Source organism: Clostridium sp. (assembly GCF_016650035.1).
GTDB lineage: Bacteria > Bacillota > Clostridia > Clostridiales > Clostridiaceae > Clostridium_AD.
In genome coordinates this window covers 45,378-71,997 of record NZ_JAENWM010000002.1, presented here as the reverse complement: position 1 = coordinate 71,997, position 26,620 = coordinate 45,378, and the positions used below count along the sequence as shown (strand labels likewise).

General features: G+C 31.3%; 22 protein-coding genes and 3 tRNA genes. All 25 read right to left on the bottom strand.

Going from position 1 to position 26,620, the window contains the following annotated elements:
- Positions 1 to 228 precede the first annotated feature (228 nt).
- Positions 229 to 2,202 carry an insertion element protein gene (locus tag JJD95_RS00895; RefSeq protein ID WP_291639404.1) on the bottom strand — a complete coding sequence of 658 codons (1,974 nt, stop codon included), beginning with the start codon at positions 2,200 to 2,202 and terminating at the stop codon, positions 229 to 231.
- Positions 2,189 to 2,476, bottom strand: coding sequence for a hypothetical protein (locus JJD95_RS00890; RefSeq protein WP_291639403.1), 288 nt, complete (start codon positions 2,474 to 2,476; stop codon positions 2,189 to 2,191). Before JJD95_RS00890 ends, JJD95_RS00895 begins: the two co-directional genes overlap by 14 nt.
- Positions 2,477 to 2,883: 407 nt before the next feature.
- Positions 2,884 to 4,719 (bottom strand): ATP-dependent zinc metalloprotease FtsH, encoded by a 1,836-nt coding sequence (ftsH, locus tag JJD95_RS00885; protein ID WP_291639402.1) that lies wholly within the window; start codon positions 4,717 to 4,719, stop codon positions 2,884 to 2,886.
- A 106-nt stretch (positions 4,720 to 4,825) separates the two neighbouring features.
- A complete protein-coding gene (gene hpt, locus JJD95_RS00880) occupies positions 4,826 to 5,362 on the bottom strand; it encodes a hypoxanthine phosphoribosyltransferase (protein ID WP_291639400.1) in 537 nt (178 codons plus the stop codon).
- Between the two features lie 2 nt (positions 5,363 to 5,364).
- Positions 5,365 to 6,771 (bottom strand): tRNA lysidine(34) synthetase TilS, encoded by a 1,407-nt coding sequence (tilS, locus tag JJD95_RS00875; protein ID WP_367114763.1) that lies wholly within the window; start codon positions 6,769 to 6,771, stop codon positions 5,365 to 5,367.
- 210 nt (positions 6,772 to 6,981) lie between these two features.
- On the bottom strand, positions 6,982 to 9,372 hold the full coding sequence (spoIIE, locus tag JJD95_RS00870) for a stage II sporulation protein E (RefSeq protein ID WP_291639396.1): 2,391 nt from the start codon (positions 9,370 to 9,372) through the stop codon (positions 6,982 to 6,984).
- 327 nt (positions 9,373 to 9,699) lie between these two features.
- Positions 9,700 to 9,776: transfer RNA gene (locus JJD95_RS00865), tRNA-Met, on the bottom strand.
- Between the two features lie 4 nt (positions 9,777 to 9,780).
- Positions 9,781 to 9,856: transfer RNA gene (locus tag JJD95_RS00860), tRNA-Met, on the bottom strand.
- 5 nt (positions 9,857 to 9,861) lie between these two features.
- A tRNA-Leu gene (locus JJD95_RS00855) sits at positions 9,862 to 9,950 on the bottom strand.
- A 163-nt stretch (positions 9,951 to 10,113) separates the two neighbouring features.
- Positions 10,114 to 10,527: a S1 domain-containing RNA-binding protein gene (locus tag JJD95_RS00850; RefSeq protein WP_291639394.1), complete on the bottom strand. Its 414-nt coding sequence runs from the start codon at positions 10,525 to 10,527 to the stop codon at positions 10,114 to 10,116.
- A gap of 80 nt (positions 10,528 to 10,607) precedes the next feature.
- Positions 10,608 to 10,880, bottom strand: a complete 273-nt coding sequence (locus tag JJD95_RS00845; protein WP_291639391.1) for a septum formation initiator family protein — start codon at positions 10,878 to 10,880, stop codon at positions 10,608 to 10,610.
- A gap of 92 nt (positions 10,881 to 10,972) precedes the next feature.
- Complete coding sequence (gene yabQ / locus JJD95_RS00840; RefSeq protein ID WP_291639389.1) at positions 10,973 to 11,377, bottom strand: spore cortex biosynthesis protein YabQ; 405 nt, start codon at positions 11,375 to 11,377, stop codon at positions 10,973 to 10,975.
- Positions 11,378 to 11,384: 7 nt separating this feature from the next.
- Positions 11,385 to 11,678, bottom strand: a complete 294-nt coding sequence (gene yabP / locus JJD95_RS00835) for a sporulation protein YabP (protein WP_291639387.1) — start codon at positions 11,676 to 11,678, stop codon at positions 11,385 to 11,387.
- 136 nt (positions 11,679 to 11,814) lie between these two features.
- Positions 11,815 to 12,078: an RNA-binding S4 domain-containing protein gene (locus tag JJD95_RS00830; RefSeq protein WP_291639385.1), complete on the bottom strand. Its 264-nt coding sequence runs from the start codon at positions 12,076 to 12,078 to the stop codon at positions 11,815 to 11,817.
- A 99-nt stretch (positions 12,079 to 12,177) separates the two neighbouring features.
- A complete protein-coding gene (locus JJD95_RS00825) occupies positions 12,178 to 12,507 on the bottom strand; it encodes an HU family DNA-binding protein (protein WP_291639418.1) in 330 nt (109 codons plus the stop codon).
- A 45-nt stretch (positions 12,508 to 12,552) separates the two neighbouring features.
- A complete protein-coding gene (mazG, locus tag JJD95_RS00820; RefSeq protein ID WP_291639384.1) occupies positions 12,553 to 13,998 on the bottom strand; it encodes a nucleoside triphosphate pyrophosphohydrolase in 1,446 nt (481 codons plus the stop codon).
- 25 nt (positions 13,999 to 14,023) lie between these two features.
- Complete coding sequence (locus JJD95_RS00815; RefSeq protein ID WP_291639382.1) at positions 14,024 to 15,556, bottom strand: polysaccharide biosynthesis protein; 1,533 nt, start codon at positions 15,554 to 15,556, stop codon at positions 14,024 to 14,026.
- A gap of 163 nt (positions 15,557 to 15,719) precedes the next feature.
- A complete protein-coding gene (gene spoVT / locus JJD95_RS00810; RefSeq protein ID WP_291639380.1) occupies positions 15,720 to 16,271 on the bottom strand; it encodes a stage V sporulation protein T in 552 nt (183 codons plus the stop codon).
- 181 nt (positions 16,272 to 16,452) lie between these two features.
- Positions 16,453 to 17,451: a peptidylprolyl isomerase gene (locus JJD95_RS00805; protein ID WP_291639378.1), complete on the bottom strand. Its 999-nt coding sequence runs from the start codon at positions 17,449 to 17,451 to the stop codon at positions 16,453 to 16,455.
- Between the two features lie 74 nt (positions 17,452 to 17,525).
- Entirely contained in the window at positions 17,526 to 21,047 is a 3,522-nt protein-coding gene (mfd, locus tag JJD95_RS00800) for a transcription-repair coupling factor (RefSeq protein WP_291639376.1), read from the bottom strand.
- Between the two features lie 57 nt (positions 21,048 to 21,104).
- Positions 21,105 to 21,668, bottom strand: coding sequence for an aminoacyl-tRNA hydrolase (pth, locus tag JJD95_RS00795; RefSeq protein WP_291639374.1), 564 nt, complete (start codon positions 21,666 to 21,668; stop codon positions 21,105 to 21,107).
- Positions 21,669 to 21,841: 173 nt separating this feature from the next.
- Complete coding sequence (locus JJD95_RS00790) at positions 21,842 to 23,029, bottom strand: trypsin-like peptidase domain-containing protein (RefSeq protein WP_291639372.1); 1,188 nt, start codon at positions 23,027 to 23,029, stop codon at positions 21,842 to 21,844.
- 19 nt (positions 23,030 to 23,048) lie between these two features.
- A complete protein-coding gene (locus JJD95_RS00785; protein WP_291639417.1) occupies positions 23,049 to 24,452 on the bottom strand; it encodes a HAMP domain-containing sensor histidine kinase in 1,404 nt (467 codons plus the stop codon).
- 3 nt (positions 24,453 to 24,455) lie between these two features.
- On the bottom strand, positions 24,456 to 25,142 hold the full coding sequence (locus JJD95_RS00780) for a response regulator transcription factor (protein ID WP_291639371.1): 687 nt from the start codon (positions 25,140 to 25,142) through the stop codon (positions 24,456 to 24,458).
- 421 nt (positions 25,143 to 25,563) lie between these two features.
- Positions 25,564 to 26,526 (bottom strand): ribose-phosphate pyrophosphokinase, encoded by a 963-nt coding sequence (locus tag JJD95_RS00775; protein ID WP_291639369.1) that lies wholly within the window; start codon positions 26,524 to 26,526, stop codon positions 25,564 to 25,566.
- Positions 26,527 to 26,620 lie beyond the last annotated feature (94 nt).

The window sequence follows — 26,620 nt, the reverse complement described above, 5'->3', positions numbered from 1 at the left end:
TGTATTGTACATTTTAGGGAAGGTTCTAACTACTATAGTTGAGGGTTAGCCTGTCTTAGACTAATTGATAGTAAAATAATAAAAGGAACTACATTGCAGTTTCTTTGCAATGTAGTTCCTTTTATTATTACTAATTTATTATTTTATTTGAATTTTGGTTAAGAGTTAAAATGTCTATTAATATAATTTATGTATTCCATAGATGTTTAGATGGCTTAATTGGTAAAATTATCTAAAATAAACAATATCCTTATAATTAAATACTTTCTCTGTCAATCCTAATCTTTGAGCAGGGGTTGAACGTTCGCCATTAGACTTTGTTTCAAAACAAAAATTATAGAAGGTGCGAAAGATTACTAACATTTGATGTGCATACTTAGGATTATAGTTAGCATATATATAGCTTTTCCCATCTCCCCTTGCAGTTGAAAGTGGTCGTTCCAATATGGAAATTCTTCTTCGTACTTGCTGAAAGAAATTGTTGATAGCTCTACTATTTACTTGCATAATAAGGTCAGCTAATTCAGTATCATTTATATGCGGAACATAGCTTATAAAGTTTACCCATCTGATACCTTCATCTATATCTGGGAGAGGGTGTTTAATCGGGTTATAACCTCTAATGGGGTAATTAATGCCATTTATTGATTTAAAATCATAAAATTTATGAGTTTGTAACTCGCTCAACACTTTCTGCTTTCCAACTTCATAAAGTGTTCTTGACCTCATACCATTGGCTTTTCCCCAATCTCCTAAATCTTTTCTGCTCATAAAAGCTTCTCTTCCTGCTTCACCTAATGTAAATGTCTTTTCTGATTGACATGTAAAATAGAAAGAATAACCATCTTTAAAACTTTTGCTAAAAACTTTAAAAATACAATGTTGTAAAGTGCTATCATCATCAGATATAAAATACCATTTCTTAGCTTTTATAGCTCTCTGTAGAAGGAAATAATGTGCCATAGCTGTATACTGCGATTTAACGTGGCAACCTTCTACATAGTCCTTACGCTTATTAAACTGGTATAAATCATTTTCATAATCATTTATAGATTGGTCATCATTTTTTGTAGGTGGTTGTGGGCAATATGGGTATTTCAACCTATCATTTTTTCTTAGAAAGGGATAGGAATGGTCACAATGAAAAGTTTCAGTATCTTTTTCAATATCGTCCAATCTTACCTCATAGTCAAAAGCTATATCAGTTCTAAATACATAACCAGATTTTAAATCAGCACTTGATAATAGGTAAGTTTGTAGCTTCTTATCTTTCTCCGTAATAAATTTATCCTTCTTTTTGGCTTTGCCCTTTAATCGTATGTTATTTAAATTGTAAATCATCATATCAGTATTAAGCCATATTTCATCAATATCTAAAATATTTAATGCTTTAGTTTCATATCGCTCATTAAACTCCAAACACTTACGATAAACCCATTCAAGTTTATTATAATAAGTGGCTGAACCAATTTCAAGCTTCTCAATTATCCTTTTTACAGGGGTTCGGCTTAGTATGTCTTTTGTAAACTGAATTAATATATCATTTCGTTGTTGATGATAATTAAAACTTTGCTCCTGACCTGGCAAGACATTTGTTATCTTTTTACACTCTTTGCACTGATACTTTTGTGAATTTGTACTACTTTTCCCTCTTTTATAAAATGATTTTTCATCATTAGACGGTGTTTTATCAAGACTGCTACAACCTGATTTATGAAATATGTAATCTGGCTTTAATGGAACTACGGAATTTATAGTGGTTAATCTTTTTATTTCTTCTGCAACAGACCAATTTGATATAGTATCAGTAGAATTTCCAAGAGATTCACCAAAAACTCTATTATCAGAGATTGGATTACATCTTATTCTTGGTTTTGGTTCTGAATTTATTTTTCCACTCCTCTCAGTTTGTTGTAAGGTATATCTTAAAGGTTTAAATTTTATATTATCGTACATCATTTGAGGTAAACCATACCACTTACAGAAGGTGTTATTACAAAAATTCAACTGTACATCAAAAATTTCACCTTCAATTTCTATCATAGCGGGTGTATATAAAAAATTCCTGTAATTTTTCTGAAAAGCAACATTTGAATCCTCATAATATTCTTTATTCCGTTGTTCAATAAATTCATCTGAAAATGGGCCATAGCATTTTATATTTAAATCCTTAAAATTCGCCAATCTCTTAAAAGTCTTCAAAAGGAACATCTCCTTCTTTAATCTCTGTTATATCTTCATTCCCAGTTTCATCATCCTCAAATATAACACCTTGAATTTTTTTCTGATACCGCCTGGTTTTAAGCCATTCTATAAAATCATTATCTACAAGTATATCCGTTATAAGTCTATCTATAATTTCATCTTCATCATATTTTGTATATTTAGAGTATTGATTAATTATTTGCTTACTTCTTTTAGAAATTTTCCAATCGGCTTTAATAGTATCTACGTATTTAGGTTTTATGGGTTTCATATTATATATATCCTCCCTTAAACAATAATGTTTACTTAATAACAATATAGTGTATAATGAAAAGTGTAAATTATAATTTACGAAAAGCATACCATATAATCATTGATATATCTACAATTATAGCCAATTATTTAGATTTTTAATCCAAAATAACATTAAAATTCACATATAAAATAACATCAAGATTCACAGTGTTAATAAATTTATTAACACTGTTATTATTAATGTGAAAATGCTTGTTATTTCTTTGTAAAAATTACTGTAAAGTGTTATTTAACTTAATAGTATCAACAAAAAAAGGCTATGTGAAAACATAGTCTTTAATGCTTGTGAATTTATTAGTATTAGCTCTGTTTGCACCTCAAAACAGAACCCGTTATTAATTTACTGTATGTTTTTTAATCTTTTTAAGCCTTTGTTAAATCAATGCCATCTGTATCTGTTCTAGCAATTATTTCCTCAAAGTCTACACCTTCAAGTTTCTCTTTTATAAGGAGTTCTTGAGCTACTGCATGAAGTTTATTTATATTTTCAGTAAGTATTTTTTCAGCTTTTGCGTAAGCTTCATCAATAAGGGACTTCACTTCGTCATCTATTTTGTAAGCTATCTGCTCACTAAAGTTTCTACTTTTACCTAAATCTCTTCCAAGGAATACTTCATTATGATCATTTCCAAAAGATATTGGTCCAAGAACATCGCTCATACCATATTCCATAACCATTTTCCTTGCAATAGCCGATGCTCTATCAATATCGTTCTTAGCACCTGTACTGATATCTTGAAGTATTAATTTTTCTGAAACTCTTCCACCTAAAAGTCCAACCATTTCATCTTTAAGTTTTAGTTTCGAAGTATAGGCAGTATCTTCTTCTGGTAGATGCATTGTGTATCCACCTGCCATACCTCTTGGTATAATGCTTATTTGATGAATTGGATCTGAGAGTGGGGAATATTTCATAACTACCGCATGCCCCGCCTCATGATATGCAGTTAATTTTCTATCTTTTTCGCTGATAACCTTGCTCTTCTTTTCCGGTCCAGCAATAACCCTAGTTACAGCTTCATCTAGCTCTTTCATTCCTATAACATTTCTATTATTTCTTACAGTAAGTAATGCAGCTTCGTTCATTAAATTTTCCAAATCTGCGCCTGTAAATCCCGGTGTCCGTTTAGCTAATACTTGAAGACTTACTTCATCTGCTAAATGTTTACCTTTGGAATGAACCATTAGAATTTCTTCTCTTCCTTTAACATCAGGTGCGCCTACCAATATATGTCTATCAAACCTACCTGGTCTTAAAAGAGCAGGATCCAGTATGTCCGGCCTATTTGTGGCAGCTATCATGATTATACCTTCATTTACACCAAATCCGTCCATTTCAACTAATAGCTGATTCAGAGTTTGTTCTCTTTCATCATGTCCACCGCCAAGGCCCGCTCCTCTTTGTCTACCTACTGCATCAATTTCATCTATAAATATTATACAAGGGGCACTTTTCTTCGCTTGTTCAAATAAATCTCTTACTCTCGAAGCTCCAACACCTACAAACATCTCTACAAATTCAGAACCTGATATACTATAAAACGGCACTCCTGCTTCGCCTGACACAGCTCTAGCAAGTAATGTCTTACCAGTACCTGGTGGTCCTACAAGAAGAATACCTTTAGGAATTCTTGCACCTGCTTCTAGATATCTTTTAGGTTGCTTTAAGAAATCCACAACTTCTGCAAGTTCTTCCTTTTCTTCATCTTCACCTGCTACATCATCAAATGTGACTTTCTTTTTATCTGGCGATGCAATCTTTGCTTTACTTTTTCCAAAATTCATTACGCCTCTATTACCGCCACCACCGCCACCTTGCGCTTGTTGCATATACATAAACCAAAAAGCAACTAGCATTAAAATTATAAGAAGTGTAGGTACTATTTGTAACCACATAGGCATAGTAGCCGGCTTTATATATGTTTCTGTAACCTTTTCATTAGGGTATTTCTCCATTACTTGTAATAATCTCTCTAATGGAACGACAGTTTCGTATTGGGTTCCGTCATTTAATTGTCCCTCTACAGTTTTATCTTCTTTTACCTGAACGGTTTTAATTTCTTTCTTAACCCAATGTTCTTGGAATTCATCAACACTAATGCTACTAACATTCTCATTAGATCCATTAAAGGCTAATGCTGCCAAAATAACAAGTACAAGCACTACAATCCATACCGATGCACTGGAAATTTTTTTCATTGAAAACCCCCCTTTCTTTATAGTTACTTTAGAATTTTATCACATTAAAAATCACTTGACAATACCATATATATTAATTATTAGTTAATATGTGTTTTATACACATTTACTTATAAATTTCTTCTTTAAGTATTCCCACATATGGCAAGTTTCTATATTTCTGAGCAAAATCAAGACCAAACCCTACAAGGAAATAATCTGGTACATTATATCCTAAATATTTAACATCTATATCCACTGTTCGTCTGTCTGGCTTATTAAGCATGCATATAATTTCTAGACTAGATGGCTTTCGTGCCAATAAATACTTCCTTAGATATTTAAGTGTAACTCCAGAGTCTATAATATCTTCTACTATTAATACATCTTTTCCTTGAATATCATAGTCTAAGTCCTTTAAAATTTTTACAACCCCTGAAGTCTCTGTGGAATTCCCATAGCTTGAAACCGCCATAAAATCCATTTTACATGGAATTGTAATTTGCCTTATTAAATCTGCCATAAATACAACGGATCCTTTTAGAACGCCAATAAGTATAAGCTCTTTACCAGAATAATCATTACTTATTTTTGCACCCATTTGTCTGACTTTATCCCTTAACTGATCTTCGTTGTACAATACCTCTTTTATATCATTATTCATAATTATTCCTCACTTTCGATTCTAATCTGGAGTATATTTTTAGTATCCTTTGAAATCTTAAATTTTTCACTAACCCGATGCCCTACTACCCAAACTATATCATCTCCAGAACATATTAATGGTATTTTATTTCTCTCTGCTTTAGGTATTTTTAAATCCATCAGCAAATCTTTTAATTTTTTATTACCCGTCATGCCAAGTGGCATGAATTTATCGCCATCTTTTCTATACCTAAATATTAACGGTTTCTGGATCTTATCATAATCAAAATATTTAATATAATCATTAGTTTTAACTTCATTAAAATCCAATTTGGACATAGTATTGATTGAAACTACTTTGTTTAAAGAATGGATTGAATTTTTCATATTAACATTTAAAGCATACTCATTATTAATAGCTAAATTAGTATTATTATAATTCTTCTCTTTAATATGTATATGTATATTCCCATAACAGTTTTCCACTATTATATTCTGAGGTAGCATTGTGGCTTTCCCGGTCTCAAGTTTTTGAAGTTCTATAATATTAGATATATGAATTTTTTCTATATTATTCAAATTATGGCAAACCTCAAAAATTGCACTTCTTACAATCCTACTTACAATTGCCTCATGTTCTTCAAAAGCACTACTATGTATTATAACCCTTTGTTCCCCAATTTCACAATGTTTTTTAAATTGTTTTGTTGAAACAGCTTCTAAATAATCATTATCTACTTTAACGATATCCGATAATCTGTTTAAGGTTTTAATTATATCTTTATTAAAGTTTTCCTCCATATATGGAATTAAATCTAATCTAACCTTATTTCTGGCATATATAGTTTCTAAATTAGATTTATCTATTCTTGGATTTATGCTATTTTTCTCACAATATTTTTCTATTTCACGTCTACTAAGATTAAGCACAGGTCTTACATATATTTTATCACGAACAGGTCTTATACCTATAAGTCCTTCCATACCGGTTCCTCTCATTATCCTCATTAAAATAGTTTCAGATTGATCATTAGCATTATGTGCCAGGGCGATTTTACTGGCGTTTAATTCAATAATTAGTTCCTCAAAGAAATCATATCTAGCTTTTCTGCCTGCCATTTCACAAGATAAATTATTCTGCTGGGCTATTATATTCACATCAATTTTTCTGCTATAAAAATCTATATTTAAGTTTTCACAAGTCTTTTTCGCATATTCCTCGTCCTTATCCGATTCAATTCCTCGTAGACAATGGTTTAGATGCGCACCAAAGAGTGTAATCCCTAGTTCGTCCTTATGTTCATTTAAAATATAGAGAAGGCATGTGGAGTCAGGTCCACCTGAAAATGCAACTATTACCTTATCACCCTTATCAAACATTGAATGTTCTTTTATATACTCCATAACTTTTTCTGACAAAACTTTCACTTCCCAAACTTATTTTTTATAGAATTTACTTGTTTTTATAAGTTTACATATTTTTAATACCATATTACTATATCATATAATAATATATATTTTACGTTTTTTTTGACATTACTCTAAAAATAAAAAATGAAGAAAATTAATTTACGCACTCTTTTCTTCATTTTTAACTCTTTCCACATTATATATGCCTTGTGAATTTTAATTTCACTTTTAATATAAACTGTATATCTTTGAAACAAGAACTGTCATATCGTCTTTTACCCTATTTCCACTTAATTTTTTTGCCTCACCTAGTAATCCATCAGCTAAATCCTTAGGATTATTACAACTATTTTTACCTAAATAATCAACAAGCCAATCTATCCGCCCTACATTTTCATCATTATAGTCTAAAACACCATCACTAAGCATAACTATAATGTCCCCATTTTTTAATTTCTTTTGTTGGATGTCTATATCTGCTTTATCTAAAACACCAATAGGGAGGGATTTTGATTTTATAATTTCTAACCTTTCACCAGATTTCAAAAACGTCGCTACTGCGCCTACTTTCATGAAATCAATTTCCCCAGTATATAAATCTATGCTGTTTAAATCTACGGTTGAAAATTTTTCCTGTTCTGAAAACCTTAATGTCATTATTGAGTTTACAGTATTAATAGCTGTAATTTTACTAAAACCTGCTGATGTAAACTTTTCTATTAGTTCCACAGCAGCCTCGCTTTCCCTCCCTGCCTCAGGCCCGGATCCCATGCCATCACTAATAATTGACATATAGCTTCCGTCAGGTAACTTCCCAAAGCTGTAGCTATCTCCACTTATCCTCTCGCCGTCCTTGCATTTGCTAGCCACATGTGAAACAACATGAAACTTAGGCGTTTCTTCAATAGTTACCTTGCACATATTAGTCTTTGGATCTATACTACATCCTTCATCACTAACACACATAATTTTTCCTGTGGCGCTAGTAACAATTGGTAATAAATCTTTCACGCACATTTGCCTTCCACTGCAAGCGTTAAGTGAAAATTTAATGCTTAGTCTTCCCATCTTGTCATTTAAACACATAAGGTCATTGTACGGAATCCTATTTTTATCTAAGGCTCTACATATAACTTTCTCCATAGAAGTATCTATTTGAATCTCCGAATTAAAATCTTCCACAATTTCAGAAACTGAACCCGCCATATTATTAATCTGATTTGCTAAAAGCTCTCTACCTTCACTAAGTCGTGTTCTCCACATTTCACTTATAATATGCCTATTAACAATGTCCTCTGCATTTTTTAGAAGCGCCGTTCTCTTTATGCATTTTCTTTCTATTTCTTTTGGTACGCTATCAGTCTTCATTTCAAAATTTTGAATCAATTCTTCAAATGCTGCATACGTATAATGTAACTCTCTTTTCCAACACATAGAGTTCATATTACAACTACTACACACTCTGTCTGCAAGTGTCTCAACTAACGCGCTACTTTTACCCTTCATTGCAAGTTTTTCATTATCCACTAAATTATTTAATATATCTGACATGTTAGATAATACATCTGAAAAATTACTTAACCTTCCTACAAATATATCTTTTATTTTATTTATATATCCATTTTCAATACTTTGCCTTTTTTTATCCGAATTGAATTCTATAGATAACTGCGCGTAAACTTTTGCCGGTACCAAAAGAAATATCACCGCCGCTGCAAGAGCCTCAAATATCATAAACTCCGATGCTGTAATACTGTATATTTTTACTATTGAAAAAGATACTAAATAAGCTGTTACACTTAGCCACTTTCCTGTCTCTTTAAATATACCTGTTATTAAACCACAAACACCATACATTCCTATATATAATATCATATTTTCAGAAGACATTCCTACAACAATCCCCATAGCAACTCCCGATGCGGCACCTGCTCCACTCCCGTTAATATAGGCTATTATTATAACAAAAGCTAGTCCTAAAATATTCGTAATTGATACACTATAAATACTGAGTCCCCAAGTACCTGCTATTATTAAAGCACTTATTATAGACATACTTATTATTTCTTCATTTGAAAATATATGTTTTGTTTTAATCTCTTTATAGCATAAAAGGCTATAATCTAGAATAAAATATAAAGGAAAGATACATAAAACTAAAAATAATGAGTTTAAAAAAGCCATTAAACCACTTACCCTTAGAATAAAAAAATTATAGATAAATAATTCAAATGTAATTATGCCAAACATGTATATTAAAGCCTTAGTTTTTACCTCTATCCCTCTAAAACTATGACTCAAAAAAGCGAGGGTGATTATTACTATTAAATATGATGGTAGTATCGTTATTCTATTATATAGAGTTATATACCCTATAAGGGTACCACCGGTAGCAATCATTGTGATCTTATCATCATTAAGGAATATTGTAGCTATTAAAAAAGCTATCCCAAATGGCGCTGTATTATTAAGCAGCAGAACCCTACTTACCAGTAGACTTATTGCAAAATAAATGATACCTCTGATAATATAATTAATATTTATTGCCTTTTTCTTCTGCGCTCCTTCTTTTATCTTTCTAAGTCTTTCGTATGGAAATATATCAATTCCGTATTGCATATTATAAATCACCCTCCTTTAATAATTAGGACTTTATTATAACAATACGTTTTGGAAATAAATGTCATAAGATGAGATGTCCCTATATTTTTTATGAGACATTTTTTTGTATATTTTTCACATTAATATTTTATAATATACTATAATATAAAAAAACCTACCATATTTATATGGTAGGTTTTAAAATATAAAATGAAGCTTGTCGCTTCATAATATTATATATTTAAAAAAATTATACTTATATGATTTAACTGTCGACATTTTGTAGATAGAATTTAAAATAACATCAAAAAATAAAAAATAACTCAAAAGCACGCTTATGAGTTATGGTAGCGGAAATAGGACTTGAACCTACGACCCTTCGGGTATGAACCGAATGCTCTAGCCAGCTGAGCTATTCCGCCATAATGGTTGCGGGAGTAGGACTTGAACCTACGACCTTCGGGTTATGAGCCCGACGAGCTACCAACTGCTCCATCCCGCGATACTTGGTGCTGAAGACCGGAATCGAACCGGTACGGTGTTTAACCACCGCAGGATTTTAAGTCCTGTGCGTCTGCCAGTTCCGCCACTCCAGCATATTTATTCTTGGCATATTTATTATACAAGCATACTACTTCACTTTAAAATTTAGTGCTACTTCATAGCGACATGTTTTATTATATATGATGTATAAACCATTGTCAATAACTTTTTATTTCTTTTAAAATAGGAACTAAATACTTAGTTCCTACATAATTGCTAATAACTAGAAGTTTTTTTACTATAGCCTCTACCTTTTCCTTCTTGATGCTTTTTAACATCTTGAAATCTTTCTTCGCTATCTTTTAAAAATTTAGTCATTATATCTTCAAAACCACTTGCATTTCCTTTACTTTTTTCCTTTTCCCAGTCTATCTCCATTGGTTTAATAGACCTTTTAGGTACTCCAGCTTGTTTTATGGATAAACTTATTTTACCATTATCATCCACAGAAATCACTTTAACTTTTACAATATCATTTTCTTTAAGATGATCATTTACATTTTTAACAAATGTATCAGATACCTCAGATATATGCACTAATCCTGTTTTACCATCCACTTCAACGAACGCACCAAAATTGGTGATATTTACTACTTTGCCTTCAACAATACTTCCAGCCATTAAGGTCATATTAAAAAGTTCCTCCTCAAAAATAATGTTTTTTATTTTCTATATTAATTTAATAATAAGCATAATAATAATTATAGTATTTAATTTTTTTTATCCATTACAGGAGTTTCACCTTCTTTAACAAGACCTAAAATTTCTCTTGCCAATTTTTCTAAATATTTATCGGTTTTAGATAACTCTACTTCATCCTGTAGTAATTTATTTTCTTCCACTTTCTTTTGTAATTCAACGTTATACTTTTGTATGTCTTTCTTTTGTCTAACCATGGTTATTTGTTGCTGAATTAAAACATAACAAACATATACTAATGCAAAAACCAATATGATAGTCTTAATACTAAATTTTTTTTTCATATTCCATACCCTTTTCCTTTCAATGGAATGAGTATTCCTTATGCTACTTAATCTATTTTAATTTGTATTTCACATTTCTTCAAGCTATTTCTTTATATTTTATGCTTTTTTTTTATTTTCAGCTTGTAAACCAATAAATTCACTGGGTATAAAATGATATTCCATACCACTCTAAATACTTTTCCATAAAACTTAATAAGGTTAAATTGCACTTTTATAAAAACTGAACTTAAGCATTTCAAATATAAGTATACTCCTAATATTAAACATAAGTACACATAAAAATTTATATATCCTTCATTAGTATACATCAAAAATATAAAAACAACTATAGAAGTTAATACCCAAAATAGCAAATCCTGTATTATAGTCATCACTTTATTCGAATTTTCGAACCCTCTTATTAATCTGTATATATCAAAACATACTCCAGTTATTATTCCCGCTAGCAACCCGAAAATTATAAGTTTAACTTGGTTTATTAATGATATTATCATAACTATTCTACCTAAACAATCTTGATATTATACTATCTTTTTTAGCTTTACTCTTTTCGCTAGTATAAACAAAAGAATCCACTTTACCAGTTATTACTACATCTCCATTTTGTACATCTAATTTATTCATCTTTAAATCCTGTCCTTTTATTATCATTGTTCCAACATTCGTATTTAATAAAATTTGGTTTTCATTGAAATTTATAACCTCGATAATTCCACTTACATTTAATTTATTCCTGTTTTCTAGCATCAAATTACTTTTTTTATCTTCTATTTTGATTTCTTTCTTGACTTCCATAATATCCTCCTCATTAAATTTAATAATAAAAATCGGGAATTAAGGATTTCTTAATTCTCAATCCATAGCACACCATTATATTCCTATAAAATATATATGCTTATCAACCTTAATTAAGAATTATATTTGTCAACATTTATTCTTCCTTGTCTTCTCTTCCTGAAATCATTTCATACATTTGTTTTGCAGTGTCTTTTGTCACATGTTCCAAAATATTAATAATTTTAGCCTTTAAAGTTTGATTTGCAAACTTTATTTCAATAATGTCGCCTTCGGATACTACAGTTCCTGCCTTCGCAACTTTATCATTTATAGAGACTCTACCACCGCTGCATGCTTCTTTTGCTATGGTCCTTCTCTTAATAATCCTTGACACTTTTAAATATTTATCCAGTCTCATATTCACGCCTCCACTATTAATATAATTTACTATTTTAAGACAAAATTTTTAAAAGAAAAAACCTAGATATACATCCAGGTTTTCAAATCATAGTAAAAATTATTTATTTACTATATCTTTAAATTCTTTACCAGCTTTAAATACTGGAACTGTTGATGCTGAAATTTGAATTTCTTCCTTTGTTCTTGGGTTTCTACCCATTCTAGCAGCTCTTGCTCTTGTTTCAAAAGTTCCAAATCCAACTAGTTGAACTTTTTCACCTTTTTCTAATGTTTCTTCGATAGTTTCTATAATTCCTTTTAACGCTGCTTCTGCATCTTTTTTAGTTAACTGAGATTTTTCTGCGATTTTTGCAATTAATTCTGATTTATTCATTTTTGTTACCTCCTTATTATTGAATACGCTATTAAAAGCATATTCTTCACCAATTTTGAAATTCCTTCTTTTTAGACTGATTTTGTTTTTTAAATAAATTTACTGTCCTTTAGATTCATTCCATAATGTGTCCATTTCTGCAAGTGACATATTGGCCAAATCTAAGTTTCTATCCCTTGCATTTTCTTCTATGTACTGAAAGCGGTCAATAAATTTATCTATAGTATAATTTACTGCAAATTCAGGGTCAATGTCAAGTAATCTAGCAATATTCACAGTAGAAAACACTAAATCTCCCACTTCCTCTACTATTTTTGCCCTATTTTTCCCTTTATATACATCTTTTACTTCTTGCAGCTCTTCTAACACTTTTCCCATAGCAGTTTCAACTGAGTCGAAGTCAAACCCAACTTTTGTGGCCTTTTGCTGAACCTTATCTGCTCTCATTAGCCCCGGTAAATTTTTCGGAACATGTTTTAGTGTATCTGTATAACTTTTAAATCCTTTTTCTTTCATCTTGATATTTTCCCAATTTAGCAAAACATCCTCAGGATTCAAATTTTCTTTATTTAAAAAAATATGAGGATGCCTATTTATCATCTTATTAGTAATTCCTTTAATAACATCATTTATATTAAAATATCCTTGTTCTTTTCCTATTTGTGCATGAAAAATCACTTGTAGGAGTACATCACCTAGTTCCTCAACAATTTTTTCTTCATCTTTCTCATCTATAGCTTCTAAAACCTCATAACATTCTTCAATAAGGTTTTTTTTCAAAGATTCATGGGTCTGCTTTCTATCCCACTTACATCCATTTTCGCCTCTTAATGTATCTATAATCGAGGTTAAATCATGAAAATCTTTTGTAGCATCCATTTCTATCGGTATGTAAATTGAGGTTAAATAATCCACATCTTCTTGTCTATCTAGTTCGTATAATTTAATTTTCCTTGTACTTTCTAAACCTTTTACCCCTGCCGCTCTAACAAAATAAATCTCCATATCATCTTTATAATACTCTAGGAGTGCTAGTTTTACATCCGATGCTATAGATTTATTGTATACTTGCGTTATTATAACCCCTACTCTTTTATCTAAAATCTGATCCTTTATATCAAAGGCATCTATAATTTTAAGTCCGCAAATAGGATCTAATTTCAAACTTTCAATAACTGCATCTATAAAGCTAACTGCAGGAAGAATTTCTATATCTATTTCTTTTTTTTGGCAAAGGTTTATTAAAAGTTTAACAGAAGTTTCTGCTACAAGAGGATGACCTGGAACCCCATAAATAATATCCCCATATTTATTGTGTTCCACAATAAGATTTTCTGCAATAGCCATATACACATCATCAAAATTATTATATTGTTCATATCTATCATCATAGGTTTCAAACACAATACCTATGGATTTCAAGTAATCAACCGTCGGATGTTTTTGGGTTCTGAGATAAATCTTTTTGTCTCCTTTAAGAACTTCTAATGTTCCTATAGTTAGTGATTCTATTGCACCAGGACCAAGTCCCACTACTTTAATCATTAGCTTTCACTCCCTTATTTTTATTTCACTTGCAAAATCTCTTTTTAATTTCTTCATATTCAAATATTCCTAGCAAAAAAATAAATAATATATAAACAATAATACCTATTATTATGGATATTACGCAAGACAGCCCTATGCTCATTGTATAATTATAAACACTAGCGTTGCTAAATACAACTGCAATTATCATTATAATAGAGGCAAAAGCTGGTTTCACAAAAGCACCCACAATATCGGCCTTCAAGTTTAAATTTTTCTTTAACTCGTTCATGTTTAAGCTGCAACTTGTAACATATCCTAAAATGCTTCCTATAACTGCTCCATATATATTTACAGATGCCATGGAAACTAACACATATGTTATGATGATTTTTACGATGCAGCCTATCCCTAAATTGTATACAGGCTTCATATAATTACCTATGCTTTGGAGTATTGCAGTGCTTGTCTGAGTTAAAATTATAAATGGTATTGATATAGATATATATTGTAAAATTTCATATCCTGCTGCATCTTTCATGAAAACTAAATGCATTATAGGATAAGCCATAAAAAACATACCTAAAAAAGATGGAAGCGAAATTACATTGGACAGTTTGATGGCCATATCTACCCGTTTAACGAGTTCACCTCTTCTACCCAAATAAAACGCTTCTGCAATTATGGGTACTAATGATGCGCATAGAGCCACAGAAAGCGCCAAAGGTACATTCATCAAGGTAAACACCTTTCCTGTCAGCTGGCCATACATAACGGCGGATTGTAATTGTGTGAACCCAGCCTTCAGAAGTTGCTGTGGCACTAAAACTGAATCTATTAACGACATAATAGTCCCTACCGCCGCTCCCATAGAGATTGGTAGTGCCGCCTTCCCGAGTTCTGCTAAAATATGCTTTCGTTTTGATACTCTTCTCACAGGCAACCATTTTTTAGTTCTCATGTAAGTTAAATATAAATATATACTTCCCATAGCTCCGCCCACTAGAGTTCCGAGGGCTGCTCCTGCAGCTGCATATTCAATTCCCATTGGATACAACAAATACGCAAATAAAACTCCAGCGAAAACTCTTCCAATCTGTTCTACTATCTGAGAAATAGCAGTAGGCCTAACATTCTGTAGCCCTTGAAAATAGCCCCTAAATGTACACATAATAGAAACAAAAATTGGAGCTGTAGAAATAACCAAAAATGAATAATATGATTTAGGATCCCATTTTAATATAGATATAATAGGCCTTGCAAACAGTATCATAAGCATTGTAACTGCTGAGGCTAATGTAACCATAAAAAAAAGTGTTTGCCTTAATACCTGCCGGGCTCCTTCTTCATCATTTTTAGCACTCATCTCAGCAATAAATTTGGACATAGCTATGGGCACACCAGAAGCTACTGCTACGAATGTCATATAGAGTGGATAAGACATTTGATAGTACCCCATGCCTTGATCTTTTATAAGTGCCTGAATTGGAATTCTAAAAAATAAACCTAAAAACCTTGCAAATAATCCTGCCATCCCAAGCATAATAGTCCCTTTTATCAATGATTGTTTCTTCATAATAACCTCCTTGTATTCCTATAGTGCATACAGTAAATACATTCTCTGATTATAATTACTTGATTAAAGGACTTATTATTACTCATATTACAAAAATAAAAGTATATATTACTGCAAATAGTTTCACTTTGCTCAGTAATATATACTTTTTACTCTTATATTCTTATTGTTCCATTTGTTTTCCTAAAAAAGATGCAGCAGTTTCAGCCAACTTTAATTCTAGATTTCCAAATTTAGCTTCTGGCTCTATAGACACTATTAGTACTGCTCCAATTGCATCACCTTCAGTTATTATAGGCGCAATAACCTGTGCACTATATTTATTTTGCGTTTCATCATCATACAATGCTATAATTTTTTCTGAGCCCTCACCAAAGATGATAGCTTTTCTATCTTCCATAATTTTTTCTAATTCCATACTAATTTTTTTATCAACATATTCTTTTTTAGCACCGCCGCTTACAGATATTATATTATCCTTATCGCATATAATTATTACATTACCTATAGTCTGTTGTAACGAATCCGCATATTCCTTAGAAAATTCACTTAATTCACCTATAGGCGAGTATTTTTTTAAAATAACTCCTCCTTCTCTATCAGTAAATATTTCCAAAGGATCTCCTTCTCGTATTCTCAGAGTTCTTCTTATTTCTTTTGGTATAACAACTCTTCCTAAATCATCTATTCGTCTTACTATACCGGTTGCTTTCATTTAACTAATTCCCTCCTTATATAAAATCTTATATAATACACTTCCACTATTATTATCTTTCTAAACTTGAAATTTTATGCACATTTGTATATGTTTAATTTTAATATTCAAAAAAACCAAAAAAAATAAAGAATACCTTCTATTAAAGGTATTCTTTTAAAGGTATTCTTTATAATAAAATCTATAGATTTTTTTCATATTTCGTTATTTTGCCTTCTTCTTGCCATTTTAACATTGTATCGCTCCAAGTCTTTTCTTTTCCCTGTGCTAATAATGTTTCTTGTATTTCGTCCTTAACATCTTCAAATTTCTTTGGATCATACTCTTCCTTTTCAAGAACTTTTATTAAATGAACTCCAGCATCTGTTGTAATAGGTTCTGAAACCTTACCTTTTTCTGTGGCAATAGCCGCTGCTAAAAAAGTTTGATCAATTTGAGTCTCAGTGTATTCCACAAATCCTAAGTCTCCACCAGCTTCTTTACTAGCTGTATCAATACTTTTTTCTTTTGCAAGTGCTGCAAAATCCCCACCCTCATCTAAAAGCTTCTTAATTGCTGCTGCTTCTTCAGGCGTTGCAACTAAAATATGTGCTACTTGAACTCTATTAGGTTCTTCTGTATACATAAATGGATTAGCACCATAGTATACTTTTTCCTCTGCCTCGTTTACCTTAACATCTTTTGTAACTTCTGTAATTAAAGCAGTTGAAATAACACTTGGCTTTATATTTTCTTTTAATTTTGCTTCTGTAGTGTTATAATTTTTTAGCTCTTCCTGAAATGCCTCATCAGTTTCATACCCTGCTTTTATAATTTCTAATTGTTTATTAATTTCTTCATTCAGTTTTTCTTCAGTAGGCATTACTTTTAACTCATTTGCTTTATAATTTATAATTTTTTCCTGAATTAGACTTTCTAATATTTGAGTCTTTTGAGTTGCTATTACATCCATAGCTTCAGTATTACTGGCATAATTTTCTCCATACTGCTCCTCTATCTGAGGAATGACCCCTTCTAATATTATATCCACTTCTCCTCTTGTTATTTTAGTGTCAAAAACCTTTGCTACTACACTTTTAGCAACACCTTCTGGTGTTTTTTCTATCATATTACAGCCAATTAAAGATGTAGTGACCATAGTTATTAAAGCTATACTAATTATTTTTTTTACGTTTTTCATTTTATTTCCCCCATTCTATATATGATATTGTAATTTAAATCCTTATTACAATACCTATTAATTTTATCATAGATTTATTTTTTTTCAACTATACTTTTTATATACTTCACAATATCTATGAGATTTGTAATAGTATCTTCTTTTGTTAAATTCTTGTTTTTGTATGCAAAGGCTGGTTTACTACCTAATTTAAATACAATACTCCTATTATATTTATTAATTAGCGCTTTAACTAATGTCCCATTTATCCGATCACCACTATCAAATTGTAATATTACCTCCTCATCTGCGTCTTTTATTTCTATTATTCCTATCTTTGATGCCATACTTCTAAGATAAGCTATATTCATAAGATTTGCAACAGGCACTGGTATATCTGAAAATCTATCCTCTATTTCCTCTTGTATGTCTAACATATACTCATAACAATCAATAGCAGCAATTTTTTTATAGATTTCAATTTTTTGTGACTCATCTTCGATATAGGTACCAGGAATATATGCATCTATTTTAATTTCAACAGAGGTTTGAATAGGTTCCACTTCCACATCGCCTCGTATATGTTTCACTGTTTCTTCAAGCATCCTACAGTATAAATCATAGCCTACGGAAGCCATATGTCCATGTTGAGCTGCTCCCATCATATTTCCAGCACCCCGAATTTCAAGATCCCTCATTGCAATTTTAAAACCTGACCCTAGTTCCGTAAAATCCTTAATTGCCTTAAGTCTTTTTTCAGCTACCTCGGTTAACACCTTGTCTTTTTTATAAGTAAGATACGCGTAGGCTATTCTATTTGACCGCCCAACTCTTCCTCTTAATTGATAAAGCTGAGAAAGTCCCATCTTATCAGCTTCATAAATTATTATAGTATTTGTATTTTGGATGTCTATCCCTGTCTCAATGATGGTAGTACACACTAATATATCATACTTGTTCTCCATAAAATCTATCATAACGGATTCAAGTTCCCTTTCTGTCATTTGCCCATGACCAATACAAACTCTTGCTTCAGGAACTAGTTTACCTATATAGGCTGCCATTTCTTTTATAGTTTCTACTCTATTGTACACAAAGAAAACTTGACCATTTCTATTTAATTCTCTTAGAATCGCATCCCTTATTAGTTGATCATTAAACTCCACCACATAAGTTTGTATTGGATATCTCTCCTCTGGCGCAGTTTCTATCACACTTATGTCTCTTACTCCAGTAAGAGACATATGGAGGGTTCTTGGAATCGGAGTAGCAGTTAGGGTAATTACGTCTACGTTCTTTCTAAGACTCTTTATTTTTTCCTTGTGAGTAACCCCAAATCGTTGTTCCTCATCTATAATTAATACCCCTAAATCTTTAAATTTTACATCCTTTTGAATTATTCTATGGGTACCTATTAATATATCTACATTTCCTTCTTTTGTAGCCTTAAGAACAACTTTCTGCTGTGCTGGCGTTCTAAATCTACTAACCATTTCAACTTTTACTGGAAAATCGGAAAATCTTTCAGTAAGATTTTTATAATGCTGCTCAGCAAGTATTGTAGTTGGTACTAAAAACGCTACTTGTTTACCATCCATTACTGCTTTAAACGCCGCTCTAACTGCTACCTCTGTTTTACCATATCCAACATCGCCGCATATTAATCTATCCATAGGTTTGTCTGATTCCATATCTTTTTTGATTTCTTCAATCGCTATTATTTGATCTGGTGTTTCCTCATATGGAAATTCTTCTTCGAATTGTTTTTGCCATACAGTATCCTTACTATATATATAGCCCTTAAGTGTAGCCCTTGTTGCATAAAGTTTTACCAAATCCTCTGCAATATCTGCAATAGAATTTTTCACCTTATTTTTAGCCTTGGCCCATTCTACTCCACCTAGTTTGCTAATCTTTGGAGCTTTGCCTTCGCTCCCAATATATTTTTGCACCATATCTAATTGTTCTACAGGAACATAAAGGGTATCACAAGCACTATATCCAAGGACTAAATAATCCCTTTTATGACCGTGAACCTCTAACTGACTAATCCCTTTGTACACCCCAATACCATGATTTACGTGAACAACATAATCCCCCAGTTTAAGTTCTGTAAAACTTTTTATTTTACTCGCTCCTTTTTTACTGGAACGACTCACAGTTTTTCTTTTTGCTCTTCCAAAAACCTCTTTGTCTGATATAACACATATCTTTAGCTCTGGATATTCGAACCCTCTTAATTGATTACCAAAAGTAACTACTACTTCTCCGAACTCAATTTTAGAAATACTATCTTTATATACACTATCAATACCTCTGTCCCTAAGTGTATCTATAAGCCTTTCCCCTCTGGTTCTTGTACCAGAAAGAATTACAATCTTATAACCTTTATGCTTTTTATCCTTTATATCTTCAATAAGAAGGTCTAACTTTCCATGATAATCATTAGCCTCTATTTGAGAAAAAGATACTATAGACCTTGGTTTAAGCACCTTTGCAGATTTGGCAATTGACTCTAATGTCATCACCTCAAGTGTCTCTAAATCCTGATATATGTTGTCCTTATTAATTAGATTTTCTGCCTGTTTAGGCAGTATATTGCCTCTTTTTATAAAATTCTCGTAATTTTCTTGAAACTCAAAATACACACTATCCAGTTTCCCGGAGCACCTCTGTGCGTCATCAACTACTATAAAAGAACCTTTCATATAGTCTAAAAAAGTGGATGTATTATCATAAAAATAAGGCATATAACTATCTACAGAGTCAAAGCTCCAAGTTTCTTTAAGCTGTTCTAAGTTAACATTAACTAAAGACTTTATTCTTTCCATACTTTCCTTGTCTTTTCTTTTATTAAAGCTACCTAATACATTTTGTAAATCTTCCTTTATTTTAATATATCCATTATTCATTATTTCCTCAGTTAATATTATTTCCTTTGCTGGGAATATCTCTATTTCATTTACCTTATCAATACTCCTTTGAGTTTCGCTGTTGAACGTTCTTATAGAGTCTATTTCCTCATCAAAAAGTTCTATTCTAAATGGTAACGCCGAAATAGGAGGGTATAAATCTATAATCCCTCCCCTTATGGAAAACTGTCCTTTAGTATGGACCATATCAACTCTTTCATATCCACACTGAATTAATTTCTCTGAAAAATTATTAATGTTTAATGTACCTCCTACAGATAATTCAAAAACATATTTTCGAAATAAATCTAAAGGAATATATGTAGCCGCTAGGGCTTCTATACATGTGATTATTATTTTTTTACCCTTTTCAGTAATTTTTTTCATTACTTTAAGTCTTTCCCATCTAAGGTCACCAGATACAGCATCTACATTATAAAATCCCACTTCTCGAGTTGGATAATAATACACATCATTCGCATAAAAACATAAATCTTCATAAATATTTTTAGCCTCTACATCGCTGTGTGTTAAAATTAATAGAGATTTATCCAGTTGCTCGTACACACCACTCACTAAATAGTTCTTAGCTGATTCTGATAGTCCATACACACCAATTGGATACATTTTTTTTTCTACATTTGTTATTATATTTTTAAACTGACTACTATCTTTCAAAGGCTTCATAAGCCCTTTTAGCCTCATGCTAACACCTCTCACTCACTGAATAATTTATATATAATGTTTTAATAATGACTTTAATTAAGCACTAAACCCATTAAAATCATTCATAGCCTCAGAACATCCTTTTTCTATTATCGTTTCGACAGCTTTTATACTAGCATCAAAAGTCTTTTCTATAAGCACCCGATCCTCTTTAGAAGATCTCCCTAAAACGTGTGGTATTATAGAATTTTGTGGTTGCCCTACACCTATTTTTATTCTTGTAAACGCATCTGAAGATAAATTAGAAATAATGCTTTTAAGTCCATTATGTCCTCCTGCACTACCTTTACTTCGTATTCTTAATTTACCTGCATCCAAACTAATATCATCATGTATTATGATGATATTCTCCCTTGGAATCTTATAAAAAGAAACTGCTTCTCGTACACTCTCTCCACTTAAGTTCATATAAGTGCTAGGTTTTAAGAGAATAACTTTTTCTCCTGATATATTAACTTCTCCATATACACCTTTAAATTTTATCCTATTAATACTAATGTTATACTTACCCTTCATTAAATCAATTACATCAAATCCCACATTATGCCTCGTATGTTTATATTCATCTCCCGGATTCCCTAGTCCAACCACCAAGTACATTGCTACCTCCAAATATTCTTATGTTTAGGATGTTTATCTAACACATAATTATTTTATTTCTTTTATTAATAATAGTATACCAAAATATTATTAATTTCCACACTAAATATAAATATTACTATACGATTCATGCTAATAAATATAAAAAATAACCAGTAAATGTACTAGTTATTTTAGTTTACTTTTAGTTCAGAGAGAACTATACTAATTTTTTTTATTTTCCCATCTCTCCATATTTTACATGATATATCATCGTTAACTTTGTATTCTGACAAAATGTTATTTAAATCCTCCATGTTTTTAGCACTATGCCCACCTATTTCAGTTATGATATCAGTGGGCATAATTCCAGCTATAGCAGCTCCGCTTTCTCTTATAACATCTTTCACATACACTCCCTCTACACCACCACTGGCAGCAGAAGTTGCTGTTTCACCATAAATACCTATAGATGGTCTAATAACCTTGCCATCAGTCATTAAATCATTGATAATATCTTGAGCTTCATTTGAGTTAATAGCAAACCCCATTGCAAAAGCGTCACCATAAGAACTTACTTTCAAACTATTTATGCCAATAACTTCTCCATTGCTATTGCATAATGCTCCACCGCTACTCCCAGAACCGATAGTTGCATCTGTTTGTATTACTTTATATATGGTTTGTTCTGCAGTTTTTTTATCAATCATATTAATTTCCCTGTCTGTTGCACTTATAATTCCTGCAGTAACTGTTCCCGTAAACTCTTTTCCCAGTGGATTTCCAATTGAAATAGCTAAATCTCCAACGTTAATTTTTGATGAATCTCCAAATTTCGCAACGGGCAAGTTGCTAGCTTCAACTTTAATAACAGTTAACCCTGTTCTCTCATCCGTTCCTACTAACGTAGCCCTCAAAATATTATCATTACTAAGTTTTACTTTTATTTCTGTTGGACCTTCAACCACATGGTAATTAGTAATAATATATCCATCACTTTTAAATATAATTCCAGAACCACTGCCTTCTGCAGTATTTTCTATTCCTTCTGACTTATTACTAATACCAACTACCACCGGTGACACCTTGCGCGCAACTTCGGAAATAGTCTTATTATAAGTCCCACTAGTGTTATTGTTCCCTAAACCTCCTGAATCTAAAACACCGCTAAAATCTTTATTAATTACAAATTGGGCTGTAATTCCACCAGAAAGTGCTGCTATAAGTATAAAACTAAATACTTTTAAAGATAATTTAAAATAATTCTTTTTATTGTTTTTTCTAAATTTAATTTCTCCAAAAATATCATGACCACATTCTGCATTCTTCCACATGGCATCTCTTATTTCTTCAGAAGATTTATGGTTATCCTTTTTATTCATAGCATTACCTCCTACTAAGTTATTTTACTTTCGTTAATGTAAAGGTAAAACAAACGCCATTCTCCTTATTTTCAACCCATATATCTTCCTGTAATTGAGTTATTATATTTCTAACTATAGAAAGCCCTAGCCCAGTACTCTCTTTTGCCGTTCTTGATTTATCCGCTTTATAAAATCTATCCCAAATATGTTTTAAATCTTCCTCAGCTATTAGAGGACTTTCATTAAAAACGGATACGAAGACTTTTTTTCCTTTAGTTTTTGAGATAATTTTTATTTTTCCAATTGGGTTTACATATTTTATTGCATTATCAAGTAAATTTGTTATAACTTGCACTAACCTATCTGTGTCTCCAGCTACAAATAAATTTTCTTCATCAAAGCACACATCTACGACTGCTCTTTTTTCCTTGATTTTAGTTTCATTTTTTATAACTGTAAGTCTAATAATTTCATTTATATCCACTTCTATAATCCTTAATCTGAACTCCCCAGCCTCTATTGCAGACATATCTAATAAGTCATTTACAAGCCTTGTTAGTCTTTGGATTTCTTCATAGGCAATAGACAAATAATATTTTTCTTTTTCCTCAGGAATTACGCCATCTAATATTCCACCAATAAATCCTTTAATTGATGTTATAGGTGACCTAATCTCATGGGATACATTCGATATAAAATTCCGTCTGTTTTTCTCTATTTTCTCTATGGAATCGGCCATAAAATTAAAGGATTGAGCAAGTTCTCCAATTTCATCGTCGGAATTCAAATAAACCCTTTTATCCACATCACCATTAGATATTTTCTTAGCTACAGAATTAATCTCTGCTAAAGGCTTTATAATTATTTTTTGAGAGAAATAATATATAACTATGCATGAAATTATTATAACAAAAATTGCAGATATCCAAATTATTTCATAAACCCTATTTAATGGTTCACTTAATTGTTCAATGGAATTGTACAGAATTATAGAACCACTAAATCCTACCTCAGTCATCATAGGTGTGCCATAAATTCTTACAGGTTTATCATCATATAAACCACCATAGGGCTCTGTAACTTCAAATGTATGACCCGATCTAAGATCTTCTAGTTCCTTATCAAAAACCTGTTTATGCATAAAATCCACATGTTCTTTATTAGATACGGCATAAACCATCCCATAACTATCGGTAAGCCAAATATCTGACTTTATAATTTGTCCAATAAAAATTATATAATTATTTACTTCCTCGCGCGTATAATCATTATCCATAGCAATTTTTTGTATCATATAGGAATATTCCAAAAATTGTTGTTTTCGTTCGTTCAAGAAATAATTCTGAAACCAATAAGACAAAAAAGAAGCAATAAATATTAAGCTGAGAGATATTATAATTGTATAGGTGGCTAGCATTTTAAAAAACAGCCCTTTTTTCACCATTTATTTCACCTCGAACTTATATCCTACTCCCCAAACAGTCTCAATCTGCCAATTGGGTCCTCCTTGAAGCTTTTCTCTTACCCTTTTAACATGCACATCTACAGTTCTAGAGTCACCTGGGTAATCGTATCCCCAAACTTCACATAATAATTGTTGCCTAGTAAATACTCTGTTCTTGTTAAGCGCTAAATAATGTACTAATTCAAATTCTTTAGGTGGCATTTTTACCTCTTCACCTTTATATGTAACATTATAAGAATTAATGTCAATTTCTAGTCCTTCAAAATTTAAAACTTCTTTACCACCATTGTCTAAGTTATAACGCCTAAGAACAGCTTTCACTCTTGCGATTATTTCTTTTGGTTCAAAAGGCTTTACTACATAATCATCTGCTCCAAGTTCTAGGCCTAATACCTTATCAAAGGTCTCCCCTTTAGCAGTAAGCATAATAACCGGAGTTTCATAATCTTTTCTTATCCATTTTAATACATCGATTCCATCAATATAAGGCAACATTACATCTAAAAGCACCAAATCTGGTTTGTAGCTTAAAAACGCCTCCTGTGCAGCCCTACCATCATATGCTACTTTTGTCGCATATCCTGAACTTTCTAGATACATCTTAATTACCTCAGCAATATTTTTATCATCATCAACTATTAGTATTTTTCCTATAGTTCCTTCCATGTTTGTACCTCCATTTTTTTTATGTGTTTTTCATTTATTATTTTTGATATTTTTATGTTCTATGTGTTTTCAAAAATAGATAGTCATTTGCTAATTTATCTTTTGTAAGATTATTATAAATAATTAGTCTTATAAGTAATTTATCATACTTTGCTGTTAACTTATTAGTTTTTTTGAAAATGTTACAATTTATTCACCATTTCCATTAAATAATTTTGATATCCAGCATTTTATTGCTTATATATATTATAATCATTATCTCACTTTTATATATATAATTATAACAATTTAATACAATATTCACTATAACGAATTGCATAAAAAATAACGCTAACCTATTATAAAGATAACAGAGTAGCGTTATTTAAAATATGTATCTACAAATTACATTTCTTTACTTTAATTCATTACATGAACGCTATTAAACATCCTCAAATAATTTACTTACAGAGACATTCTCATATATTCTTCTTATAGCTTCAGCAATAATTGGTGCTACAGATAATGTTGTAAATTTATCACTGTGTTTACTTTCTGGCACATCAATAGTATTTAGTATTATTAATTCTTTTATTACTGAATCATTTATTCTTTGAATAGCAGGTCCAGATAATACCCCATGACTGCAACAAGCGAAAACATCTTTTGCTCCTAGCTTAACTAGTGCATTAGCACCATTAGTTATAGTTCCTGCTGTATCTATCATATCATCCATCATAATGCAAGTTTTGCCCTTAATGTCACCTATAACATTCATAATCTCTGAAACATTAGCCTTTGGTCTTCTCTTATCCACTATAGCTATTTGCGCATGTAACTTATCCGCAAATTTTCTTGATCTAGCTACGCTTCCAAGATCTGGTGCAACTACTACTACATCTTCTCTATCTTTGAATCCATGTTCGATAAAATATTTTGCAAGTATAGGTGTTCCCATTAAATTATCAACAGGAATATTGAAATATCCTTGTATTTGAGCTGCATGCAAATCCATAGTAAGTACTCTATCCGCTCCTGCAGTTGTTATAATATCTGCCACAAGCTTAGCTGTAATTGGGTCTCTAGCTTTTGCTTTTCTATCCTGTCTTGCATATCCATAGTACGGTATAACAGCAGTTATTCTTCCTGCTGAAGCTCTCCTAAAGGCATCAATCATAATAAGTAATTCCATTAAATTGTCATTTACTGGTTCATTAGTAGATTGAACAAGAAATACATCTGCTCCCCTAACCGTTTCGTGGATATTAACAGATATTTCTCCATCACTAAAAGTGCCAACTTCTGAATCTCCAACTTTTAGTCCTAGAATTTCAGCTATATCTGCAGCTAATTTAGGATTTGAGTTACCGGTAAAAATCTTAATGTTTTTGCTCTGGTTTATCATCTGTAGTCCTGATTTTTAAAATTATAATAAATAATATTTATACTAATTTTCATTCTGTCCACTAAACAGAACGGTAGTATCATAGGCTTTGAAA